The sequence below is a fragment of the Ruegeria sp. HKCCD7303 genome (genome assembly GCF_013111185.1).
Taxonomy (GTDB): domain Bacteria; phylum Pseudomonadota; class Alphaproteobacteria; order Rhodobacterales; family Rhodobacteraceae; genus Ruegeria.
The window spans coordinates 498,458-514,495 of the sequence record NZ_WVRE01000002.1; the positions used below are offsets into that span (position 1 = coordinate 498,458).

The window sequence follows — 16,038 nt, forward strand, 5'->3', positions numbered from 1 at the left end:
ACTCGAAAATCGGAGGGCGTGACGAATGGCGCCCAAGCGTCCCAAAGGTGCGGGCGCGTTCCCGAAGGCGGTCGAAAGCCCCGCGCCGGCAAGACCCGATCCGGATGCCCTTTATGCAGCACTGGATCTGGGGACAAATAGTTGCCGCATGTTGATAGCCCAACCCAAGGGGAGCGGGTTCCATGTGGTCGACAGCTTCTCCAAATCCGTGCAGTTGGGCGCGGGTCTGGAACGCACCGGACGGCTGTCGCGGGCGTCGATGGCTCGCACCGTACAAGCATTGAGAATCTGCCAGCAAAAGCTGAAACGCAACAAGGTCAATCGAATGCGTTTGATCGCAACCGAAGCCTGCCGTCGCGCTAAGAACTCGCGCGACTTCATCCGGCAGGTGAAGCGGGAAACCGGGTTGACGCTTGAGATCATCCAACCCGAAGAAGAAGCACGCCTGGCGGTGATTTCCTGTGCTCCGTTGGTCTCGACCAAGACTGAACAATTGTTGGTCGTGGACATTGGTGGTGGCTCGACCGAGCTTGTTTGGATCGACATTTCGTCCGTCCCACGCCGTGATCGTCCGGCTGCGATTATGCGGCTTCACAATGGTTTTCATACGGCCGACAGCCCTTTTCCAGCGGCGAAAGTCGTGGATTGGATCAGCGTTCCCTTGGGTGTCGCCACCCTACGAGATCAATTCAACGACGTTGAAGACGACGCGGCCCGTTTCGCACTGATGAGTTGGTTTTTTGAAGAAAACCTTGCTGACTTCGCACCCTATAAAGACGAACAGACACGTGAGGGGTTTCAGATCGTCGGAACCAGCGGCACTGTGACGACCGTTGCAGCCTCGCACCTTGGGCTCAAGCGGTATGACCGGACTAAAGTGGACGGTCTGCGCATGACCAGCGATCAGATTGACAAAGTTATCCGCGGGTATTTAGAACTCGGCCCTCACGGGCGACGCCGGGACCCCAGAATTGGAGATGACCGGCAAGCTCTGATCATGTCCGGCTCGGCCATTTTGCAGGCTTTACTTAGATGCTGGCCCACCGACCGCCTTTCCGTGGCGGATCGTGGGCTGCGTGAAGGTCTGCTCTATGCGCAGATGAGCGCGGACGGCGTATTGGAAGACGGACCGTTTTGATGGCGAAGACACCGAGTGGGAAAAACACCTCAGGCCGCGGCCAGCGCGACCTGAAGGTCAAAGTCAAAACCGCGCGCGGGCGCAAGCTCAGCTCGACCCGGTGGCTTGAGCGGCAATTGAACGATCCGTATGTGAAACGTGCACAGGCCGAAGGGTATCGCGGTCGCGCTGCATTTAAGATACTGGAACTGGACGATAAATTCAGGTTTCTCGTACCGGGAGCGCGGGTCGTAGATTTGGGCTGTGCGCCCGGAGGCTGGCTGCAAGTCGCGGTTAAACGCGTAAACGCGCTGGGCGAGAAAAGCGGTAAACGGATCGGCACAGTTTTGGGCGTAGACTTGCAAGAGGTCGAACCCGTTGCTGGTGCAACCGCCCATGTTCTGGACTTCATGGAAGACGACGCCGACGTAAAGGTCAAAGAGTGGCTGGGTGGCAAGGCCGATGTTGTGATGTCAGACATGGCCGCCGCGTCTTCGGGTCACAAACAGACGGACCATTTGCGCATTATGGCCTTGTGCGAAACGGCGGCTTACTTTGCGTTTGATGTGTTGGAAGACGGCGGCACCTTCGTAGCCAAGGTTCTGGCCGGAGGCGCCGAGGGCGATTTGCAAAAGCTGTTGAAGCAGAAATTCCAGAAAGTCGCCAACGTGAAACCGCCTGCTTCACGCTCGGACAGTTCCGAAAAATTTGTTGTGGCAACAGGGTTTCGCGGCGGAGATTAATCCTCTAGACGAATGCGTTCTTCGGTCAGGCGCTGCACGCGGAAAGAAGCGGTGGCCATACCCTGCAACATCAACGCTTCCCCATGTGACACGTATACCGGTGCGCGCCCACGCAGCTCTTCTATGCGTTGGGCAAGTGTAACCGAGCTGACAACCGCAGTTGGTCGCTTTTTCGCATTTTTAGACATGTTTCACCTCTGAACAGCACACTCATCCCGTCCTTAGCGTGAAATTTTGCCGTGAAAATGGAGCAATTCGGGCGGGGATGTGCCGGATCAGGGACCAAGCTGTTGCGACAATTGTTGAAGGTTCGGGTCGTTGGGCAACAGCTCTAGCGCCTCACGCAGAACAGCGCGCGCGGCGCCGGGACCGCGATTGATATGCGCCAGCTGCACCAACATGGGCCACGCCTCGCCCCTTTGCGGATCCAAAGTCACGACTTCGCGAAAGGCTTGTTCGGCGGCAGGCGCATTGCGCAGTGTCAAAGCCATGCCCCCCAGAACAAGGTGGGTTTCCGGGAAATCCAATCGGTTCGCAATCGCCTGCTGCCATTCTGACATACCCTGCCCGGCCAGCGATTGTTGCCGAGGTGTAAGTGCTTGCGGTGGTATCGTCAGGAACTCTTTCGCAGCAGCAATACGTACATTGCGCAGGGGGTCCGACAACAAAGGTTCCAATCTCTGAACCTGCTCAACCGGGTTGGCCTGACGCTGCAGGGCGGCTGCGTTGGCGCGGATAAGGGGGTCGTCGTCTTGCAGCAATGACGCAGTCGCCGTGGCCAAGTCCGGGGAAGCGAAGGGTTGCAGCAAGTAGGCCGCTGTTGCCCGCACGATTCCGGCATTGGAGGGGTCCATCGCAACGGCCAGCAAACCTTCGGGCGTGCCCAACCTGCCCTCAGCAGCGGCATTGAAAACCGTCCCAAAATGCGGGCCACGATGAGTGTCATCCGGGAACCACCCTTCGATCTGATTGGCCGCCCAGTCCTGATCCTTTTCTTCATGACAATCGGTGCAGGCATCGACGCCCAGCCCCAAATCAGGCCGTGGAATGCGGAAGCTGTGATCGCGGCGCCAATCGACGCCCATATAGACCCTTTCGATCATATGGCAGCTTTTGCACTGCGCGCCGTCACTGTTTTCAGGATGATTATGATGCGCGGGCGTATCATATTCCTTTGCTGTAAGCGTCGGAAAGTCCGGGTTCCCTGCCGGGGAATGACACTGTGTGCAAACACCGTTTCCTTCCGCCTTCAGCTTTGCGCTGTGGGGTTCATGACAGTTCATACACCCGACGCCTTGCGCGTACATCTTGGATTGCAGGAACGAGCCGTAAACATACACCTCATCCAATATCTGCCCGTCCGGGTGGTACGATCCGGGTCTCAACAGCGCTAGATTATAGGCATCGTGAAAGGGTGTGCCGGGCAAAGGGTTTCCATCGCCATGCGCTTCACGCCGGGAATGGCACCCGGCACATTGCTGAATTTCTGCCTCGGTCTGGCCTTTGCCCCAGCTGATCAAAAAACCAGAAGGTCCAAGATTTTCGGAAGCGCCCTGCCCCTTCACCCAATCGATGTGGGCTGAGCCGGGACCGTGACAGGCCTCGCACCCGACGCCGATTTCAACTTGTTGCGACGAATAGGATTTTGTTTCCGCGGAATAGTTCTTTTCAAACCCCGTGGCGTGGCACTCGGCGCAGCGGCTGTTCCAATTCTTGTAAGGGCCCGTCCAATGCAACCCGTCATCGGGCGGCAAATCCTGATCAGGATACAGATGATACCATTGCTTGCGCTCGGTATCCCAAACCACGTCAAAGCTCTGCAGACGCCCAGCTTCGGTTTCGAACAGGTATTGCTGCAACGGTTCGATCCCGACGACGGAATGCACGTCATAGCCTTTTGTTACGCCGTCCTTTTCGGTGACACGGGCCGAATATCTGCCAGCATCTTCCGCGAACGCGACTGTCATCCCATCAAGGTCAAATCGCGTACCGTCAAAATCTGCATCCAGCGCGCCGTGATCCACATCTGTCCAGGCCAGCGCGTGGTGCGAACTTGCCCAGGCTGCGGCTTCTGCTTGATGGCAGTCAGCACATTGTTCCGAACCAACATAGTTTTGGGCCTGTGCCTCGCTTGCCAGCATCAGGCAAATTGAAAGAGCTACACGCCTCATGTCACGGCCCCATCTGCTGCGTTTTTCAGATCCATCAACGCACCATTGAATTCAGCACCAAGGATCAGCAACGCCGAGCAAAGATACAAAAAGATCAACGCGGCCATGGCACCCGCCAACCCTGCATATGTGGCGCTATAGGTGGCGAACTGGCTGATATAGATCGAAAACGCCCATCCTCCGGCAGCCCACAAGGTCAGCGTCAGGATCACACCGGGCAGGATTTGCGTCAGTCTGTGCCGACGGGTCGGCAGTATGAGATGCGCCAAAAGGACCGTGCCTGCAGGAACGCCCACGGTAAAAGTCCAGCGCAGGCGATCGACCGATAGCCACTGCGTCACTGCCACATCAGTATGTGCAGCCACCAAGTTGGTATAGACTGGCAGTATCACCTCCACGGCGGCGATGACCAGAATTGCTGCACCCCCTAGGATAACCAGCACCAGACACAACAGCCGGGTTTTCCAAAACGGCCAGCTGTCCTGATCGTGGTAGGCTTGATTCATGGCGGCGCGCACTGCTGCCACGCCGTTCGAGGCAAAGTAGATTGCCAGAAGACCACCCAAAGTAATGACACCCGTGCCCGACCCGGCCAGAACCGCGCGCAGCTCGGCCACAATGGGGTCAGCGACGTCCTTGGGCCAAGCGCCAAAAATCAACTCGATCAACTCATCAGTCACATAGCCCTGCGACAGGGAACCGGCCAAGGCAACTGTAAACAGTACAAACGGAAACAGCGCCATCATCAGTGACATGGCGACATGACTGCTCATGACGGCTCCGTTCTTGTTGCCAAAGCGGCGGAGCGCCAGCCACAGGGCCTGGACAGGACGGCCAAACAGAGGATTCGCGGAATTGGTCATCCTGCAACCCTAACCTGCCGAAATAAAACACAGAACCCGTCATCGGTATCAAATTGACAAAAGCAGTCAGGCGCGAGCGGGAACGCATTGCATCCGAACAGCGCCGCGTGCAGGATTGTGTGGTTAATGACCGAAACGGCCCAATCAGCGTCGAACATGCAGGAAGGTAAATGACCCCGGATCATAATGACACCAATGTTCGACCCAGGCTACGTCTGTCTGTTGTCCGCGACACATGCATCATTGCAACGCTGATTGTTGTGGGTCTCTACGCGGGCGCGGCTTTTCTGATCCCGTTGGCCATGGCGTTGCTGATCAACGTCCTGATCCTTGCGCTCAGCGATCGGGTGTCGGCCCTGACCCGCGCACCCGTTTGGGTGGCCAATATTGCCGGTGTCACTGTGGTTTTGGCCGGTTTGTTCATGATTATGTACGTGCTTGGCAGTCAGGCAACACAATTTGCACGGTCGATCAGCACATATGAGAACCAGTTCGACGGCGCGGTTGAACGAATCACCGGGCTGGTGGGCAATGACGTAACCCGATTCATTCGGGACAATCTGGTCAATATCGACATGAATTTCGTCGGTCGCCTGCTTTTGGGCAGCGCCACATCGCTGTTGAACCAGTTCTTTCTCATCAGCCTCTATGTCGCCTTCTTGATGGCCGAGCGTCTGGCCTTTCGCAAAAAGATACAACTGGCCGCAGGTGACCCAAAAACCGGTGCTGAGTTTTCAACCATGCTGGACGCAATCTCGATTAGTCTCCAGCGCTATGTTGGCGTCAAAACCCTGATCAGCCTGATTACCGCAGGCATCAGCTATAGCGTGTTCCGGGCCCTGGGTCTGGAATATGCAGAAACCTGGGCTGTCCTGACCTTTGCCTTGAACTTCATACCTTCCATCGGGTCGATCATCGCGGTGTTCTTTCCTGCTATGATCGCACTGGTTCAGTTCGAGACCATCGGTCCGTTTCTGGTCATCGTCTTGGGTTGTGGGACATTGCAATTCCTGATCGGCAATTTTCTGGATCCCGCCATGCTGGGCCGTTCGCTGAACATGTCGACATTTCTGGTTATTCTGGCCCTGACCTTCTGGACAACCGTTTGGGGTCTGATCGGCGCTTTCCTGAGCGTGCCGATGACAGTGTGTATTTTGATAGTCTTCAGCCATATTCCAGCGCTGCGCCCGGTTGCCATCATGATGTCTTTGGACGGCAGATTGGGCGAAGATGATCAACAGGTCCCTGCCCGCTAAGCCATGCAGAGCCCAATTTTCATTGGATCAGAAATTTATTGCAACTCGACTTACGGATCGAAGCACCCGTTGGCCATTCCAAGAGTTTCAACCGTCATTGACCTCTGCCGCGCGTTGGGCTGGTTGACGCCCGAAAACTATCGTGTCAGCCCCTGCGCCAAACCCAGCGCGTTAGAGACATTTCATACCCCGGACTACATCGCCGCATTACAAAAGGCGGAACAGGATCAATACGTCTCGGATGAAACTCGTGAACGCTATGCGCTGGGCACATTGTCGAACCCCGTATTTCCCGAAATGTACCGACGCCCAGCCACAGCGGCTGGCGGTTCTATGCTTGCAGCGGAACTCATCCGAGATGGCGGTATCGTTTTCAACCCGGCCGGTGGCACGCATCACGGGCTGGCTGATCGGGCCAACGGGTTTTGTTATCTCAACGATCCGGTGCTGGCGATCCGGACGCTGCTGAATTCTGGTCTCGACCGCGTGGTTTATATCGACATTGATGCCCATCATTGTGACGGGGTCGAAGCTGCGTTTCATGGTTCAACAAACCTGCGTATGATTTCCATGCACGAAGCGCGGCGATGGCCTCTTACCGGTACACTAGACGATGACGCAGGCGGGGCCGCTTTCAACCTTCCGGTTGCCCGAGGCCTGAACGACGATGAATTCAGCGCGATCATGGACGAATTGATCCTTCCTGCCACGGCAGCCTTCAAGCCGCAGGCCATCGTCCTGCAATGCGGTGCGGATGCCGTGACCGAGGATCCTCTGTCGCGTTTGACCTTATCCAGCTCTTCGCACTGGAACGCGGTCGCCGCGCTGAAGGAGCTCGCACCCCGATTTCTGGTGTTGGGCGGCGGTGGTTACAATCCGTGGTCCGTCGGGCGGTTGTGGACCGGAGTGTGGGCGACGCTGAACGGGTTCTATATTCCCGATAGACTAGACACGGACACCCAAACCATTCTGCGCGCGTTGACCTGGAACCGGTCGGCAGGCCGGAACCCACCCCCACACTGGTTGGACACGCTGCGGGACGCTCCTAATTTCGGGCCGATCCAAGAAGAACTGAAACAGGACTTGCGCCGATTAACCGCGCGGATTTCTCGGTAGATCGTCCGAAGGAACACTGCTAACTTACGGGCGTCACGACAGTTTTTCTGCTCTCAGCCCTTTTCTGAACAACCACGCTGCTAACGCCGAAAGTGGACGCCAATTGGACCAGCCAAATGAATGCACTTAATCAGATAAATGATCTCAAGGCCCGCATGGGGCAATCCATCATCGGACAAACAGACGTAATCGACCGCTTGTTGATCGGGATATTGGCCAACGGCAATTTGCTGATCGAAGGACTGCCCGGTTTGGCCAAAACCCGCGCGGTAAAGGCGATGGCCCGCAATCTGGACGCAAGTTTCAGCCGCATCCAGTTCACGCCCGACCTTTTGCCCTCGGACGTCACAGGCACCGAGGTCTTTCAGCAAACCGACGATGGCGGAACCTTCCGGTTCGAGCCTGGCCCGATCTTTGCCAATATCGTTCTTGCGGACGAGATCAACCGCGCACCCGCCAAGGTTCAGGCAGCACTGCTTGAGGCAATGGAAGAACGGCAGGTAACTGTCTCAGGCACCACACATAAAATGGAACCGTTGTTCATCGTTATGGCAACGCAGAACCCGATCGAACAAGAGGGTACCTACCCCTTGCCCGAGGCGCAAATGGACCGTTTCCTGATGCATGTCCAGATCACTTACCCCCCAGTCGAAGACGAAGTAGAAGTAATCCGACTAGTGCGCGGAGAAGAGATTGCGGCGGGCCAAAGCGGGGCCAAGGATGCGCCGCCGACGATCCCTCAGGACGCCGTATTTGCCGCACGCGCCGAGATCGGGCAGATGCACGTTTCAGACGCGATGGACCGTTACATGGCCGATCTGGTGCAAGCCACACGGACCCCCGGTGCGCTGAGCGAGGAACTGGCCAGTTGGATAGACATCGGAGCTAGCCCGCGCGCTTCGCTGGCACTGGACAAGTGCGGACGCGCCCATGCCTGGATGAACCAGCGTGATTATGTAGACCCAGCCGACGTACGCGCCATCGCCCATGACGTATTCCGACATCGCATCACCCTAAGCTTCGAGGCGCAAGGCGGCGCGAAATCCGCCGACGATGTAATCTCGGAAGTCCTGCAGCTTGTTGCGCTGCCCTGATAGCTAAGGAACGCCGCGTGTCACAGACCGCCGCATATCGCGACGACCCGCGCATCCATGTGGATGCGAACCACCTTCTAAGGTTGGGGCCAAAGTCGCGCGCGATCAGCCTTTTGCCGCGTCAACCCGCCCGTTCTATTCTCAACGGACGGCACGCCTCGCGCCTGCGCGGGCGCGGTTTGAACTTTGAAGAGTTACGCAACTATCTGCCCGGCGACGACATCCGCACCATCGATTGGAAAGTCACGGCTCGCACAGGAAAACCCCACGTTAGGGTCTATACCGAGGAACGCGATCGCCCGGCCCTTTTGCTGGTCGACCAGCGTGTTTCGATGTTTTTTGGCACGCAAGTTTATATGAAGTCGGTCATCGCGGCTGAGGCTGCAGCAATTTCCGCCCACAGTGTGCTAGGCCAAGGCGACCGGGTCGGAGGGCTCGTCTTTGGCGACACTGATCTGGCGGAACATCGCCCGCAACGGCGGCCTGCCGCGCTGATGCGTTTTTTGGCATCCGTGGGTGCGCTGAACAGTAGTCTGCGCGCCTCGCAGAGCGCCTACGCGACCGTGACTTTGAACGCCGTGCTGAAACAGGCCGCCCAGATTACGCATACCAACACACTGATCTGCGTCTTTTCGGATTTCGATGGGCTGGATGACAGCTCCGAGATATTGATACGTGAACTTTCCGCGTCAAATGATCTGATTTTGTTCAATATTTCAGACCCAAGCTCTCGTGAATTGGTTCCCAACCTTAGGCTGACTGTATCGGACGGAGACAAGCAGATCGAACTGGACAGCGCGGACACGGGTTTGTCGGACCGCATCCGTCAAGCGATGGAAGATCGGTTGGCACAGTTGCAAACTTGGTCGCGCCGCTATGGCTTTCCCATCGTGCCTTTGACAACCGCGCAACCAACTCTCGACCAGTTGCTCATGCTGTTTGGTCATACCGGAGGCCGCAGATGAGTGTTGACGTCGAAGGCAAATCACTGGTGGATCTGCTTGACATGCTTGAACCCGCTCCGGCACCGGGCCCGGTTTCCATGGTGCCGCAGACTTGGGGATGGGTCGTTCTTGGCGTCCTTGTTGCAGGGCTGATCGCTTTCGGTGCTCATGCGTATCTTCGCCATCGACGGATGAATGCCTATCGGCGCGAGGCGCTGACTGAACTGGCGGTGGCGAAAGACAATCCCGCAAAGATCGCCGAGATTCTGCGCCGCGCAGCACTTGTTGCCTTTCCACGTAGCCGGGTTGCTGCCCTGCATGGAGACGAGTGGATCAGTTTTCTGACGCAAACCTCTGACCATACACATTTTTCTGATGTAGAGGCTCGCGTACTTACTGCAGCACCCTACACGACCATACCCGCCAGTCCCGAACTGACGAAGCTGGCACAGCAATGGATCAGGTCCCACAAACGCGAAAGGAGTACGTAATGTTCTCCTTTGCCGCGCCTTGGGTTTTCGTCCTGCTGCCGCTTCCCGCGTTGGTGTACTGGCTTGCCCCGCCTCACCGCGAGAAAAGCAGCTCGATCCGCATTCCTTTTTTCCGCCATGTTGCAAAGGCTGCTGGCGTCGAGCCCCGGCCAGGGTCTGTCATCCCGCGCCGTGCAGTCTTCCAGACTGTGACCGTCGTTGTGATCTGGTGCCTTCTGATCATCGCAATGGCCCGGCCGGAAAAACTGGGAGAGCCGATCGTGATTGAAAAGTCTGCCCGAGACGTGGTTCTGGCCTTGGATATCTCGGGTTCAATGAACCAGAAGGATTTCACCTCGTCCGACGGTGTGCCGACCCAACGCCTTGCTGCGGTTAAGGATGTTTTGCGCCAGTTCATTGCGGAACGACAAGGCGATCGGATGGCCCTGATCATCTTTGGCACCCGCGCCTTTGTGCAAGCCCCGTTTACCGAAGACCTCAATAGTTTGAATGGCTTTCTGGGCCAAACTCAAGTAGGTATGGCCGGTCCGAACACAGCCCTTGGGGATGCCATCGGACTGGGTATCCGCACGTTTGAATCCAGCGAGGTTGACCAACGTCTGATGATCGTCTTGAGCGACGGCGCTGACACCTCAAGCCGCATGACGCCAGTCAATGCGGCGGCTATCGCGGCGGAAAAAGGCGTTGTCATCTATACGGTCGGCGTAGGCGACCCAGACGCGTCGGGCGAGGATCGGGTCGACCTGGATGCGCTAAAGGATATCGCAGACAGAACAGGTGGAGCGTATTTCTTTGCCAATGATCAGGAAGCGCTGGCCGAAACATACGCCCGCATTGATGAGCTCAACCCAAGAATTGTGGAAACGCAAAGCTACCGACCACGTGAAAGCCTTGCGCACTATCCACTTGGGCTGGTCGTATTTTTGATGCTGATGACACTGGCCTTCCAACACGTTGCCCAACGGCGCAGAGGTGCAGCATGATTGGCGTTTTTGCAGATTTCCATTTTATTCGAGTGGCTTGGCTCCTGCTCCTCATACCGATTGCAGCACTGTGGTGGTTGATCCGCCCCACGCCAAAAACCCGTGCTCAAGCAATGTCCGGTATTGCACCGCACCTTGCCGCTGCGCTTGAGTTGGGGGCTGACAATGCGAGACGCCTCTATCCAATTGACGTTGCGATGATTGCGGCGATTTTGGTCACACTGGCTGCTGCGGGGCCAACATGGTCACGGGCACCCAACCCGCTGGTTGCGAACGCCGCTCCATTGGTGATCGCCCTGAAGGTGACCGACAGCATGGAAGAACCAGACTTGGCCCCGTCCCGTCTGGATCGCGCCAAGTTTAAAGTCACCGATCTGATCAATGCGCGCGTGGGTGCCCGAACTGCCTTGATCGCATATGCCGGTACCCCGCATCGCGTCGCACCTTTGACCGAAGACGCCAATATCCTGCGCCCGCTGCTAGAGGGCCTCACCCCCACCATTATGCCTAAACAGGGGGATGCAGCCGCTAATGCGCTGACGCTGGCCGAGACGGTTCTGAACGATAGCGAAACGCCCGGCGCTGTCCTTTTTGTGTTGGACGACCTCGACCCCTCACAACTGTCGGGTTTCGAGACCGCCACCATGCCAGTGTTCTTTCTGACCATGCTGCCAAATGGTCACAGCATCGCGCAACTCGACGGCTTGAAAGGGACAACTGTGGTTCCGTTCTCAAGCGATGATCGGGATATCAATCGCTTACAGCGTCACATTCAATCAGCATACACAGCCTCACTGGATGATGAAGACCGCCTAGACTGGCAAGACAAAGGATGGTTGCTGGCCTGGCCAACCGCCTTTCTGTCATTGCTTTGGTTTCGCAGAGGTTGGGTGATCCGGTTGATACTGCTCACCTTCTGCATTTGGTCCCCGTCTGGCCCGGCTTATGCCGATGGCTGGCGGGATTGGTTCTTGACCCCGGACCAACAGGGCCAAATCGCGATGAACCAAAAGCGCTATGCTGAAGCGGCCGAGTTGTTTCAGGACCCATATCAGGAAGGCTATGCACGCCTAAAGGCCGGGCAATATCCCGAAGCTGCTGCGATCTTTGCCGAGCTGGATACGCCCGAAGCCGCGTTTTCCGAAGGTATGGCGCGCATACGAAACCGCGAGTATCGTCCAGCCATCGCGTCCTTTGAAACCGCATTGGAACGCCGGCCGGATTGGCCAGAAGCGCAGCATAACCTCGAGGTCTCGAAAGCGATCCTCGACTATGTTGAAACCACGCGCGAACAGTCTGATACAGGTGAAGAAGCCGGGATCGGGGCTGATGACACGGTCTTTGACAACGACGCCGGGCGTGGTGAACAGACGACAATTCAGGCTCCGACAGACGGATCGCAGGCCATGTCCGCTGACCAGTGGATCAGCACAATTGATACCGACATGCAGGATTTTCTTCGCAACCGGTTCCTGTTGGAAAATCAGGAGCAGCAGCAATGAGATACCTCGCTCTTCTCATGCTTCTAATTCCGACTGAACTGTTCGCCCAGACCGGCGTCCAGCCACAGGTGACCGCCGAAACACCTACGGAACCCGTTATCGTTGGGCAACCCGCAATTGTGCGCATCAAGGTGCTAGTGCCAACATTCATGCCCTCGCCTCCGGTGTTCCCATCGCTTGAGCAAGAGAACCTGCTGGTGCGCCTGCCGGAACGTGCTTCGGGACCAGTGAGTGAAACCGTCGAAGGCGAAACTTGGTCCGGCGTTCAACGCAGTTATCGCCTCTATCCTCTGAGCGCAGAAGAAATTGCGTTTGGTGCGCAGGACGTCGTGGTCACCTTTGCCGACCCCGAAACAAATGCGCCGGTTCAGTTCAGCGTGCCCTTGCCGGACTTGACCCTAAACGCCGTGGTCCCAGAGGGCGCACGCGACCTGGATCCGCTTATCATCGCAACCGGTCTTACGGTAGATCAGCAGATCGACGGGGACAAAAATATGGAGAATGGTGGATCAATCACGCGCCGCCTGACCGCCAAGATCTCAGGAACAACGCCTTTTCTGGTGCCCGAATTGATCCCGGACAGCCCGCAATCGCTGCTGCGAGCCTATCCCAAAGAGCCACGCTTTACTGAAAATGAAGACAGGGGTGTTCTATCCGGGCAGCGTGTGGATGAGGTCGTTTACCTGGCTCAGGAAGGCGGTCAGACGCAGCTGCCTCCGGTCTCGATCCGCTGGTACAATCTGGACAGCGACCAGGTCGAAACTATCGACATTGCCCCGGTCGACTTGACACTGGCCCGACCGAAATGGAAGCCGCCAGACACAGAAACCACTATTAGGTTCGTCGTATGGTTGGTGGCTTTTGCGCTGTTCTTATGGCTTACTATCCGTTTCCTGCGCCCGCGGATCGATCGCTGGCGCCAGCTTCGTCGGGATGCGTTCCTGGCTTCGCCCGACTATGCGTTGGGTGAACTCAAGAAATCACTGCAAAATCGTGATATTGCAGCGGCTTACACAGCTTTGGAAATGTGGAAGTCCCGCAGCGATATGGCCAGTCAAACCACCAGTTTGGACCAACACCTCGCCCAGATTGGAGCCGCCAGATACTCGGCGCACCCCGACACCAAGACCGAGGATTGGGCCGCGGCGTTGTCGGCGCTCGCGTCATTGAAGCAATCCGCGCAATCGCCAACGAACCCGTTACCGCCGCTCAACCCCTGAGCTTAGCACTGACATGAGGCAATCAACTGCCGTCGGTCCTTCAGGCGCACGCGTCCATACCCAAGCTCGATCAGCCCCAAATCCGCGAGACGATGCAAGTTGCGATGCAACGTCGGTTGGGACACGGCCACCATTGCGGCCAGCTCATCCTGGGATATCACGATCCACCCATCGGACTTCGCCGTCCCCTCGTCCAAGTGCAATAAGCGCAGAACAAGACGCTTTTCCGTTCCTGTCACGGCAAGATTGGCCATGATACGCAAAGCAGTCTGCATGTTTTCATGCGACAAAGCGTAAAAATCACGGATGTAATCGGGATTGTCGTCGACCAGCCTGTCCAACCGTGACGACGGGAAAAACAGCGTTCGCGTGGTTTGGGTGGCCACGACACTCACAAGCCTGCTGGCTTCGGCAAACAGAGCCAGATCACCGATCCAGAACCCACCGCCTTGTTTGTGAACAACGAATTCCTGACCATCATCAGCGGGGGCCGTGATTTGAACCGCACCTTCCAGAACCGCATAAACCCCATTGGCCAAATCACCATACAGGTAAAGCGCTTCGTCCGCCTTGAAGTTTCTTCCTATCCCGCAGGCCAGCAGATCCGCCTGAAACCGCGCCCCACGCGCACCAAACCAGCCAGAGCCCAACAATCGCTGTCTATCATGCGGATTATCAAACATTAGTATTCTTCAATCTCATCATATGATAGGTTTCAAGACATTGTCATAGCCTAAGGTAAAGCTATCCGATTCTCGACGTAATGCGAATTTTTCCTTCCGGGAATCAATACCTTGTTGGACGATCTAATAAGATAATGATCGCCTTCCATTACTTTTACTTCAACGGGTCATTAAAACCCGGTCAGTTCAGGAGCAAACTATGTCACCACCTCGTTCGATTACAGAAAGTTGGCGCAGCACAATACGCAAATTCGCTTTAGCTTCGGTCGCTGTTGCACTGGCCCTGCCCGCATGGGCACAGGATCAAAAGCCCAACATCCTGGTTATTTGGGGTGACGATATCGGTCAGTCGAACATCTCGGCCTACACAATGGGCCTGATGGGCTACCAGACGCCAAACATCGACCGCGTTGCGAAAGAGGGCATGATCTTCACCGACTATTATGGCGAGCAGTCCTGCACCGCCGGTCGGTCGTCGTACATCATGGGTCAGTCGGTGTTCCGCACAGGTCTGTCGAAAGTGGGTTTGCCCGGTGCCGATCTGGGTATGCAAGTCGAAGATCCAACAATTGCAGGCCTGCTGAAGGACCATGGTTACGTAACCGGTCAGTTCGGTAAGAACCACCTTGGTGACAAAGATGAGCATCTGCCGACAAACCACGGTTTTGATGAGTTTTTCGGGAACTTGTATCACCTGAATGCTGAGGAAGAGCCGGAAAACGAAGACTATCCCGGCGATCAGGTTCTGGCCGATGGCCGCACGTTCCGCGAAGCGTATGGTCCGCGTGGCGTGATCAAGTCCAAGGCGGACGGCACGATCGAGGACACTGGTCCGCTGACTCGCAAGCGCATGGAAACGGTGGATGATGAAACTGTTGCTGCGGCAATCGACTTCATCAAGCGTGCGCATGAGCAGGGTCAACCCTTCTATGTTTGGTGGAACGGTACGCGCATGCACTTCCGCACCCACGTCAAAGATGAAATGCGCCAACAGGCCAACGAAATCTTTGGTGGCGTTGCGGACGAGTACACCGCCGGCATGATCGAGCACGACATGCATGTCGGACAACTGCTTGATCTGTTGGACGAACTTGGCATTGCCGACAATACCATCGTTCACTACTCGACCGATAACGGCCCGCACATGAACACATGGCCAGATGCCGCGGCCACACCGTTCTGGGGTGAGAAAAACACCAACTGGGAAGGCGGCTGGCGCGTTCCTTCAATGGTCCGTTGGCCCGGTCAGATCGAAGCTGGATCGGTTACGAACGAGATCGTGCACCATATGGACTGGTTGCCGACCTATCTGGCGGTTGCTGGCGATCCTGACATCAAGGAAAAGCTGAAAGCAGGTTATAGCTCGTCCGGCATGGGGCGTGACTACAAAGTGCATCTGGATGGCTACAACATCCTGCCCCTGCTGACCGGTGAGACGACAGAAAGCCCGCGCGCCGAGATATTCTATTTCTCGGATGACGGCGACCTGACAGCGCTGCGCTACGACGACTGGAAGCTGATCTTCCTTGAGCAGAAAGCTTGGGCCACGCTACGCGCATGGATTGAACCTTGGACCGAGTTGCGCATCCCGCTGATCGTGAACCTGCGTCGCGACCCGTATGAGCGCGCCTATCGCACGTCCAACACCTACTATGACTGGCTGCTGGATCGCGCGTATTTCCTAGTGCCGGCACAGCAATACGTGGGCAATTTCCTCTCAACCTTCGAGGAATTCCCACCGCGCCAGAAAGCGGCAAGCTTCAACCTGGATCAGGTTATGGAGAAGCTGACGACACCGACAAACAACTAAGTCGCGTGTAAATCCAAACCGGGCCGCCACTTCGATGGCGGCCCT

General features: G+C 56.6%; 15 protein-coding genes. 11 read left to right on the forward strand and 4 right to left on the reverse strand.

What is annotated here, in order from left to right; all coding sequences use genetic code 11:
* Positions 1–25: 25 nt before the first annotated feature.
* Together GS630_RS07110 and GS630_RS07115 are read left to right on the forward strand one after the other, a co-directional pair.
* The gene (locus tag GS630_RS07110; RefSeq protein WP_171174130.1) at positions 26–1,138 is read left to right on the forward strand and encodes a Ppx/GppA phosphatase family protein; all 1,113 of its coding nucleotides are present in this window, start codon (positions 26–28) and stop codon (positions 1,136–1,138) included.
* The gene (locus GS630_RS07115) at positions 1,138–1,860 is read left to right on the forward strand and encodes an RlmE family RNA methyltransferase (RefSeq protein WP_171174132.1); all 723 of its coding nucleotides are present in this window, start codon (positions 1,138–1,140) and stop codon (positions 1,858–1,860) included. The genes GS630_RS07110 and GS630_RS07115 overlap by 1 nt, the downstream gene beginning before the upstream one ends.
* On the opposite strand, the gene GS630_RS07120 is transcribed toward GS630_RS07115, so the two are convergent.
* From GS630_RS07120 to GS630_RS07130, 3 genes are all read right to left on the reverse strand, one after another.
* Positions 1,857–2,048 (reverse strand): hypothetical protein, encoded by a 192-nt coding sequence (locus tag GS630_RS07120; RefSeq protein ID WP_171711925.1) that lies wholly within the window; start codon positions 2,046–2,048, stop codon positions 1,857–1,859. The two genes, GS630_RS07115 and GS630_RS07120, sit on opposite strands and share 4 nt — an antisense overlap.
* A gap of 87 nt (positions 2,049–2,135) precedes the next feature.
* On the reverse strand, positions 2,136–4,031 hold the full coding sequence (locus GS630_RS07125) for a cytochrome c3 family protein (RefSeq protein WP_171711927.1): 1,896 nt from the start codon (positions 4,029–4,031) through the stop codon (positions 2,136–2,138).
* Positions 4,028–4,894 carry a YihY/virulence factor BrkB family protein gene (locus GS630_RS07130; protein ID WP_171619080.1) on the reverse strand — a complete coding sequence of 289 codons (867 nt, stop codon included), beginning with the start codon at positions 4,892–4,894 and terminating at the stop codon, positions 4,028–4,030. The genes GS630_RS07125 and GS630_RS07130 overlap by 4 nt, the downstream gene beginning before the upstream one ends.
* A gap of 170 nt (positions 4,895–5,064) precedes the next feature.
* Here GS630_RS07130 and GS630_RS07135 point away from each other — a divergent pair, with 170 nt between their 5' ends.
* The 8 genes from GS630_RS07135 (at position 5,065) to GS630_RS07170 (ending at position 13,500) form a co-directional block, all read left to right on the forward strand.
* Entirely contained in the window at positions 5,065–6,150 is a 1,086-nt protein-coding gene (locus GS630_RS07135; RefSeq protein WP_171174139.1) for an AI-2E family transporter, read from the forward strand.
* Positions 6,151–6,153: 3 nt separating this feature from the next.
* Positions 6,154–7,266, forward strand: a complete 1,113-nt coding sequence (locus GS630_RS07140; RefSeq protein ID WP_171711929.1) for an acetoin utilization protein AcuC — start codon at positions 6,154–6,156, stop codon at positions 7,264–7,266.
* Positions 7,267–7,382: 116 nt separating this feature from the next.
* A complete protein-coding gene (locus GS630_RS07145; RefSeq protein ID WP_171711931.1) occupies positions 7,383–8,360 on the forward strand; it encodes a MoxR family ATPase in 978 nt (325 codons plus the stop codon).
* Between the two features lie 17 nt (positions 8,361–8,377).
* Positions 8,378–9,325, forward strand: a complete 948-nt coding sequence (locus GS630_RS07150) for a DUF58 domain-containing protein (RefSeq protein WP_171237544.1) — start codon at positions 8,378–8,380, stop codon at positions 9,323–9,325.
* Complete coding sequence (locus GS630_RS07155; RefSeq protein ID WP_171174147.1) at positions 9,322–9,795, forward strand: DUF4381 domain-containing protein; 474 nt, start codon at positions 9,322–9,324, stop codon at positions 9,793–9,795. The genes GS630_RS07150 and GS630_RS07155 overlap by 4 nt, the downstream gene beginning before the upstream one ends.
* Positions 9,795–10,778 carry a VWA domain-containing protein gene (locus GS630_RS07160; RefSeq protein WP_171174149.1) on the forward strand — a complete coding sequence of 328 codons (984 nt, stop codon included), beginning with the start codon at positions 9,795–9,797 and terminating at the stop codon, positions 10,776–10,778. Before GS630_RS07155 ends, GS630_RS07160 begins: the two co-directional genes overlap by 1 nt.
* A complete protein-coding gene (locus GS630_RS07165) occupies positions 10,775–12,280 on the forward strand; it encodes a VWA domain-containing protein (protein ID WP_171237542.1) in 1,506 nt (501 codons plus the stop codon). The genes GS630_RS07160 and GS630_RS07165 overlap by 4 nt, the downstream gene beginning before the upstream one ends.
* Entirely contained in the window at positions 12,277–13,500 is a 1,224-nt protein-coding gene (locus tag GS630_RS07170) for a BatD family protein (protein WP_171619084.1), read from the forward strand. Before GS630_RS07165 ends, GS630_RS07170 begins: the two co-directional genes overlap by 4 nt.
* Positions 13,501–13,502: 2 nt before the next feature.
* On the opposite strand, the gene GS630_RS07175 is transcribed toward GS630_RS07170, so the two are convergent.
* On the reverse strand, positions 13,503–14,183 hold the full coding sequence (locus tag GS630_RS07175) for a Crp/Fnr family transcriptional regulator (protein WP_171174155.1): 681 nt from the start codon (positions 14,181–14,183) through the stop codon (positions 13,503–13,505).
* Positions 14,184–14,382: 199 nt separating this feature from the next.
* Between GS630_RS07175 and GS630_RS07180 the strand changes: the two genes are divergently transcribed.
* Positions 14,383–15,993 carry an arylsulfatase gene (locus GS630_RS07180; protein ID WP_171174158.1) on the forward strand — a complete coding sequence of 537 codons (1,611 nt, stop codon included), beginning with the start codon at positions 14,383–14,385 and terminating at the stop codon, positions 15,991–15,993.
* Positions 15,994–16,038 lie beyond the last annotated feature (45 nt).

What these genes read in the sequence shown, in the direction of transcription:
- GS630_RS07155 (WP_171174147.1), top strand. Translation starts at nt 9,322, where the DNA reads ATGAGTGTTGACGTCGAAGGCAAATCACTGGTGGATCTGCTTGACATG.
- GS630_RS07165 (WP_171237542.1), top strand. Translation starts at nt 10,775, where the DNA reads ATGATTGGCGTTTTTGCAGATTTCCATTTTATTCGAGTGGCTTGGCTC.
- GS630_RS07160 (WP_171174149.1), top strand. Translation starts at nt 9,795, where the DNA reads ATGTTCTCCTTTGCCGCGCCTTGGGTTTTCGTCCTGCTGCCGCTTCCC.
- GS630_RS07145 (WP_171711931.1), top strand. Translation starts at nt 7,383, where the DNA reads ATGAATGCACTTAATCAGATAAATGATCTCAAGGCCCGCATGGGGCAA.
- GS630_RS07175 (WP_171174155.1), bottom strand. Translation starts at nt 14,183, where the DNA reads ATGTTTGATAATCCGCATGATAGACAGCGATTGTTGGGCTCTGGCTGG.
- GS630_RS07135 (WP_171174139.1), top strand. Translation starts at nt 5,065, where the DNA reads ATGACCCCGGATCATAATGACACCAATGTTCGACCCAGGCTACGTCTG.
- GS630_RS07140 (WP_171711929.1), top strand. Translation starts at nt 6,154, where the DNA reads ATGCAGAGCCCAATTTTCATTGGATCAGAAATTTATTGCAACTCGACT.
- GS630_RS07125 (WP_171711927.1), bottom strand. Translation starts at nt 4,031, where the DNA reads ATGAGGCGTGTAGCTCTTTCAATTTGCCTGATGCTGGCAAGCGAGGCA.
- GS630_RS07180 (WP_171174158.1), top strand. Translation starts at nt 14,383, where the DNA reads ATGTCACCACCTCGTTCGATTACAGAAAGTTGGCGCAGCACAATACGC.
- GS630_RS07110 (WP_171174130.1), top strand. Translation starts at nt 26, where the DNA reads ATGGCGCCCAAGCGTCCCAAAGGTGCGGGCGCGTTCCCGAAGGCGGTC.
- GS630_RS07130 (WP_171619080.1), bottom strand. Translation starts at nt 4,894, where the DNA reads ATGACCAATTCCGCGAATCCTCTGTTTGGCCGTCCTGTCCAGGCCCTG.
- GS630_RS07120 (WP_171711925.1), bottom strand. Translation starts at nt 2,048, where the DNA reads ATGTCTAAAAATGCGAAAAAGCGACCAACTGCGGTTGTCAGCTCGGTT.
- GS630_RS07170 (WP_171619084.1), top strand. Translation starts at nt 12,277, where the DNA reads ATGAGATACCTCGCTCTTCTCATGCTTCTAATTCCGACTGAACTGTTC.
- GS630_RS07115 (WP_171174132.1), top strand. Translation starts at nt 1,138, where the DNA reads ATGGCGAAGACACCGAGTGGGAAAAACACCTCAGGCCGCGGCCAGCGC.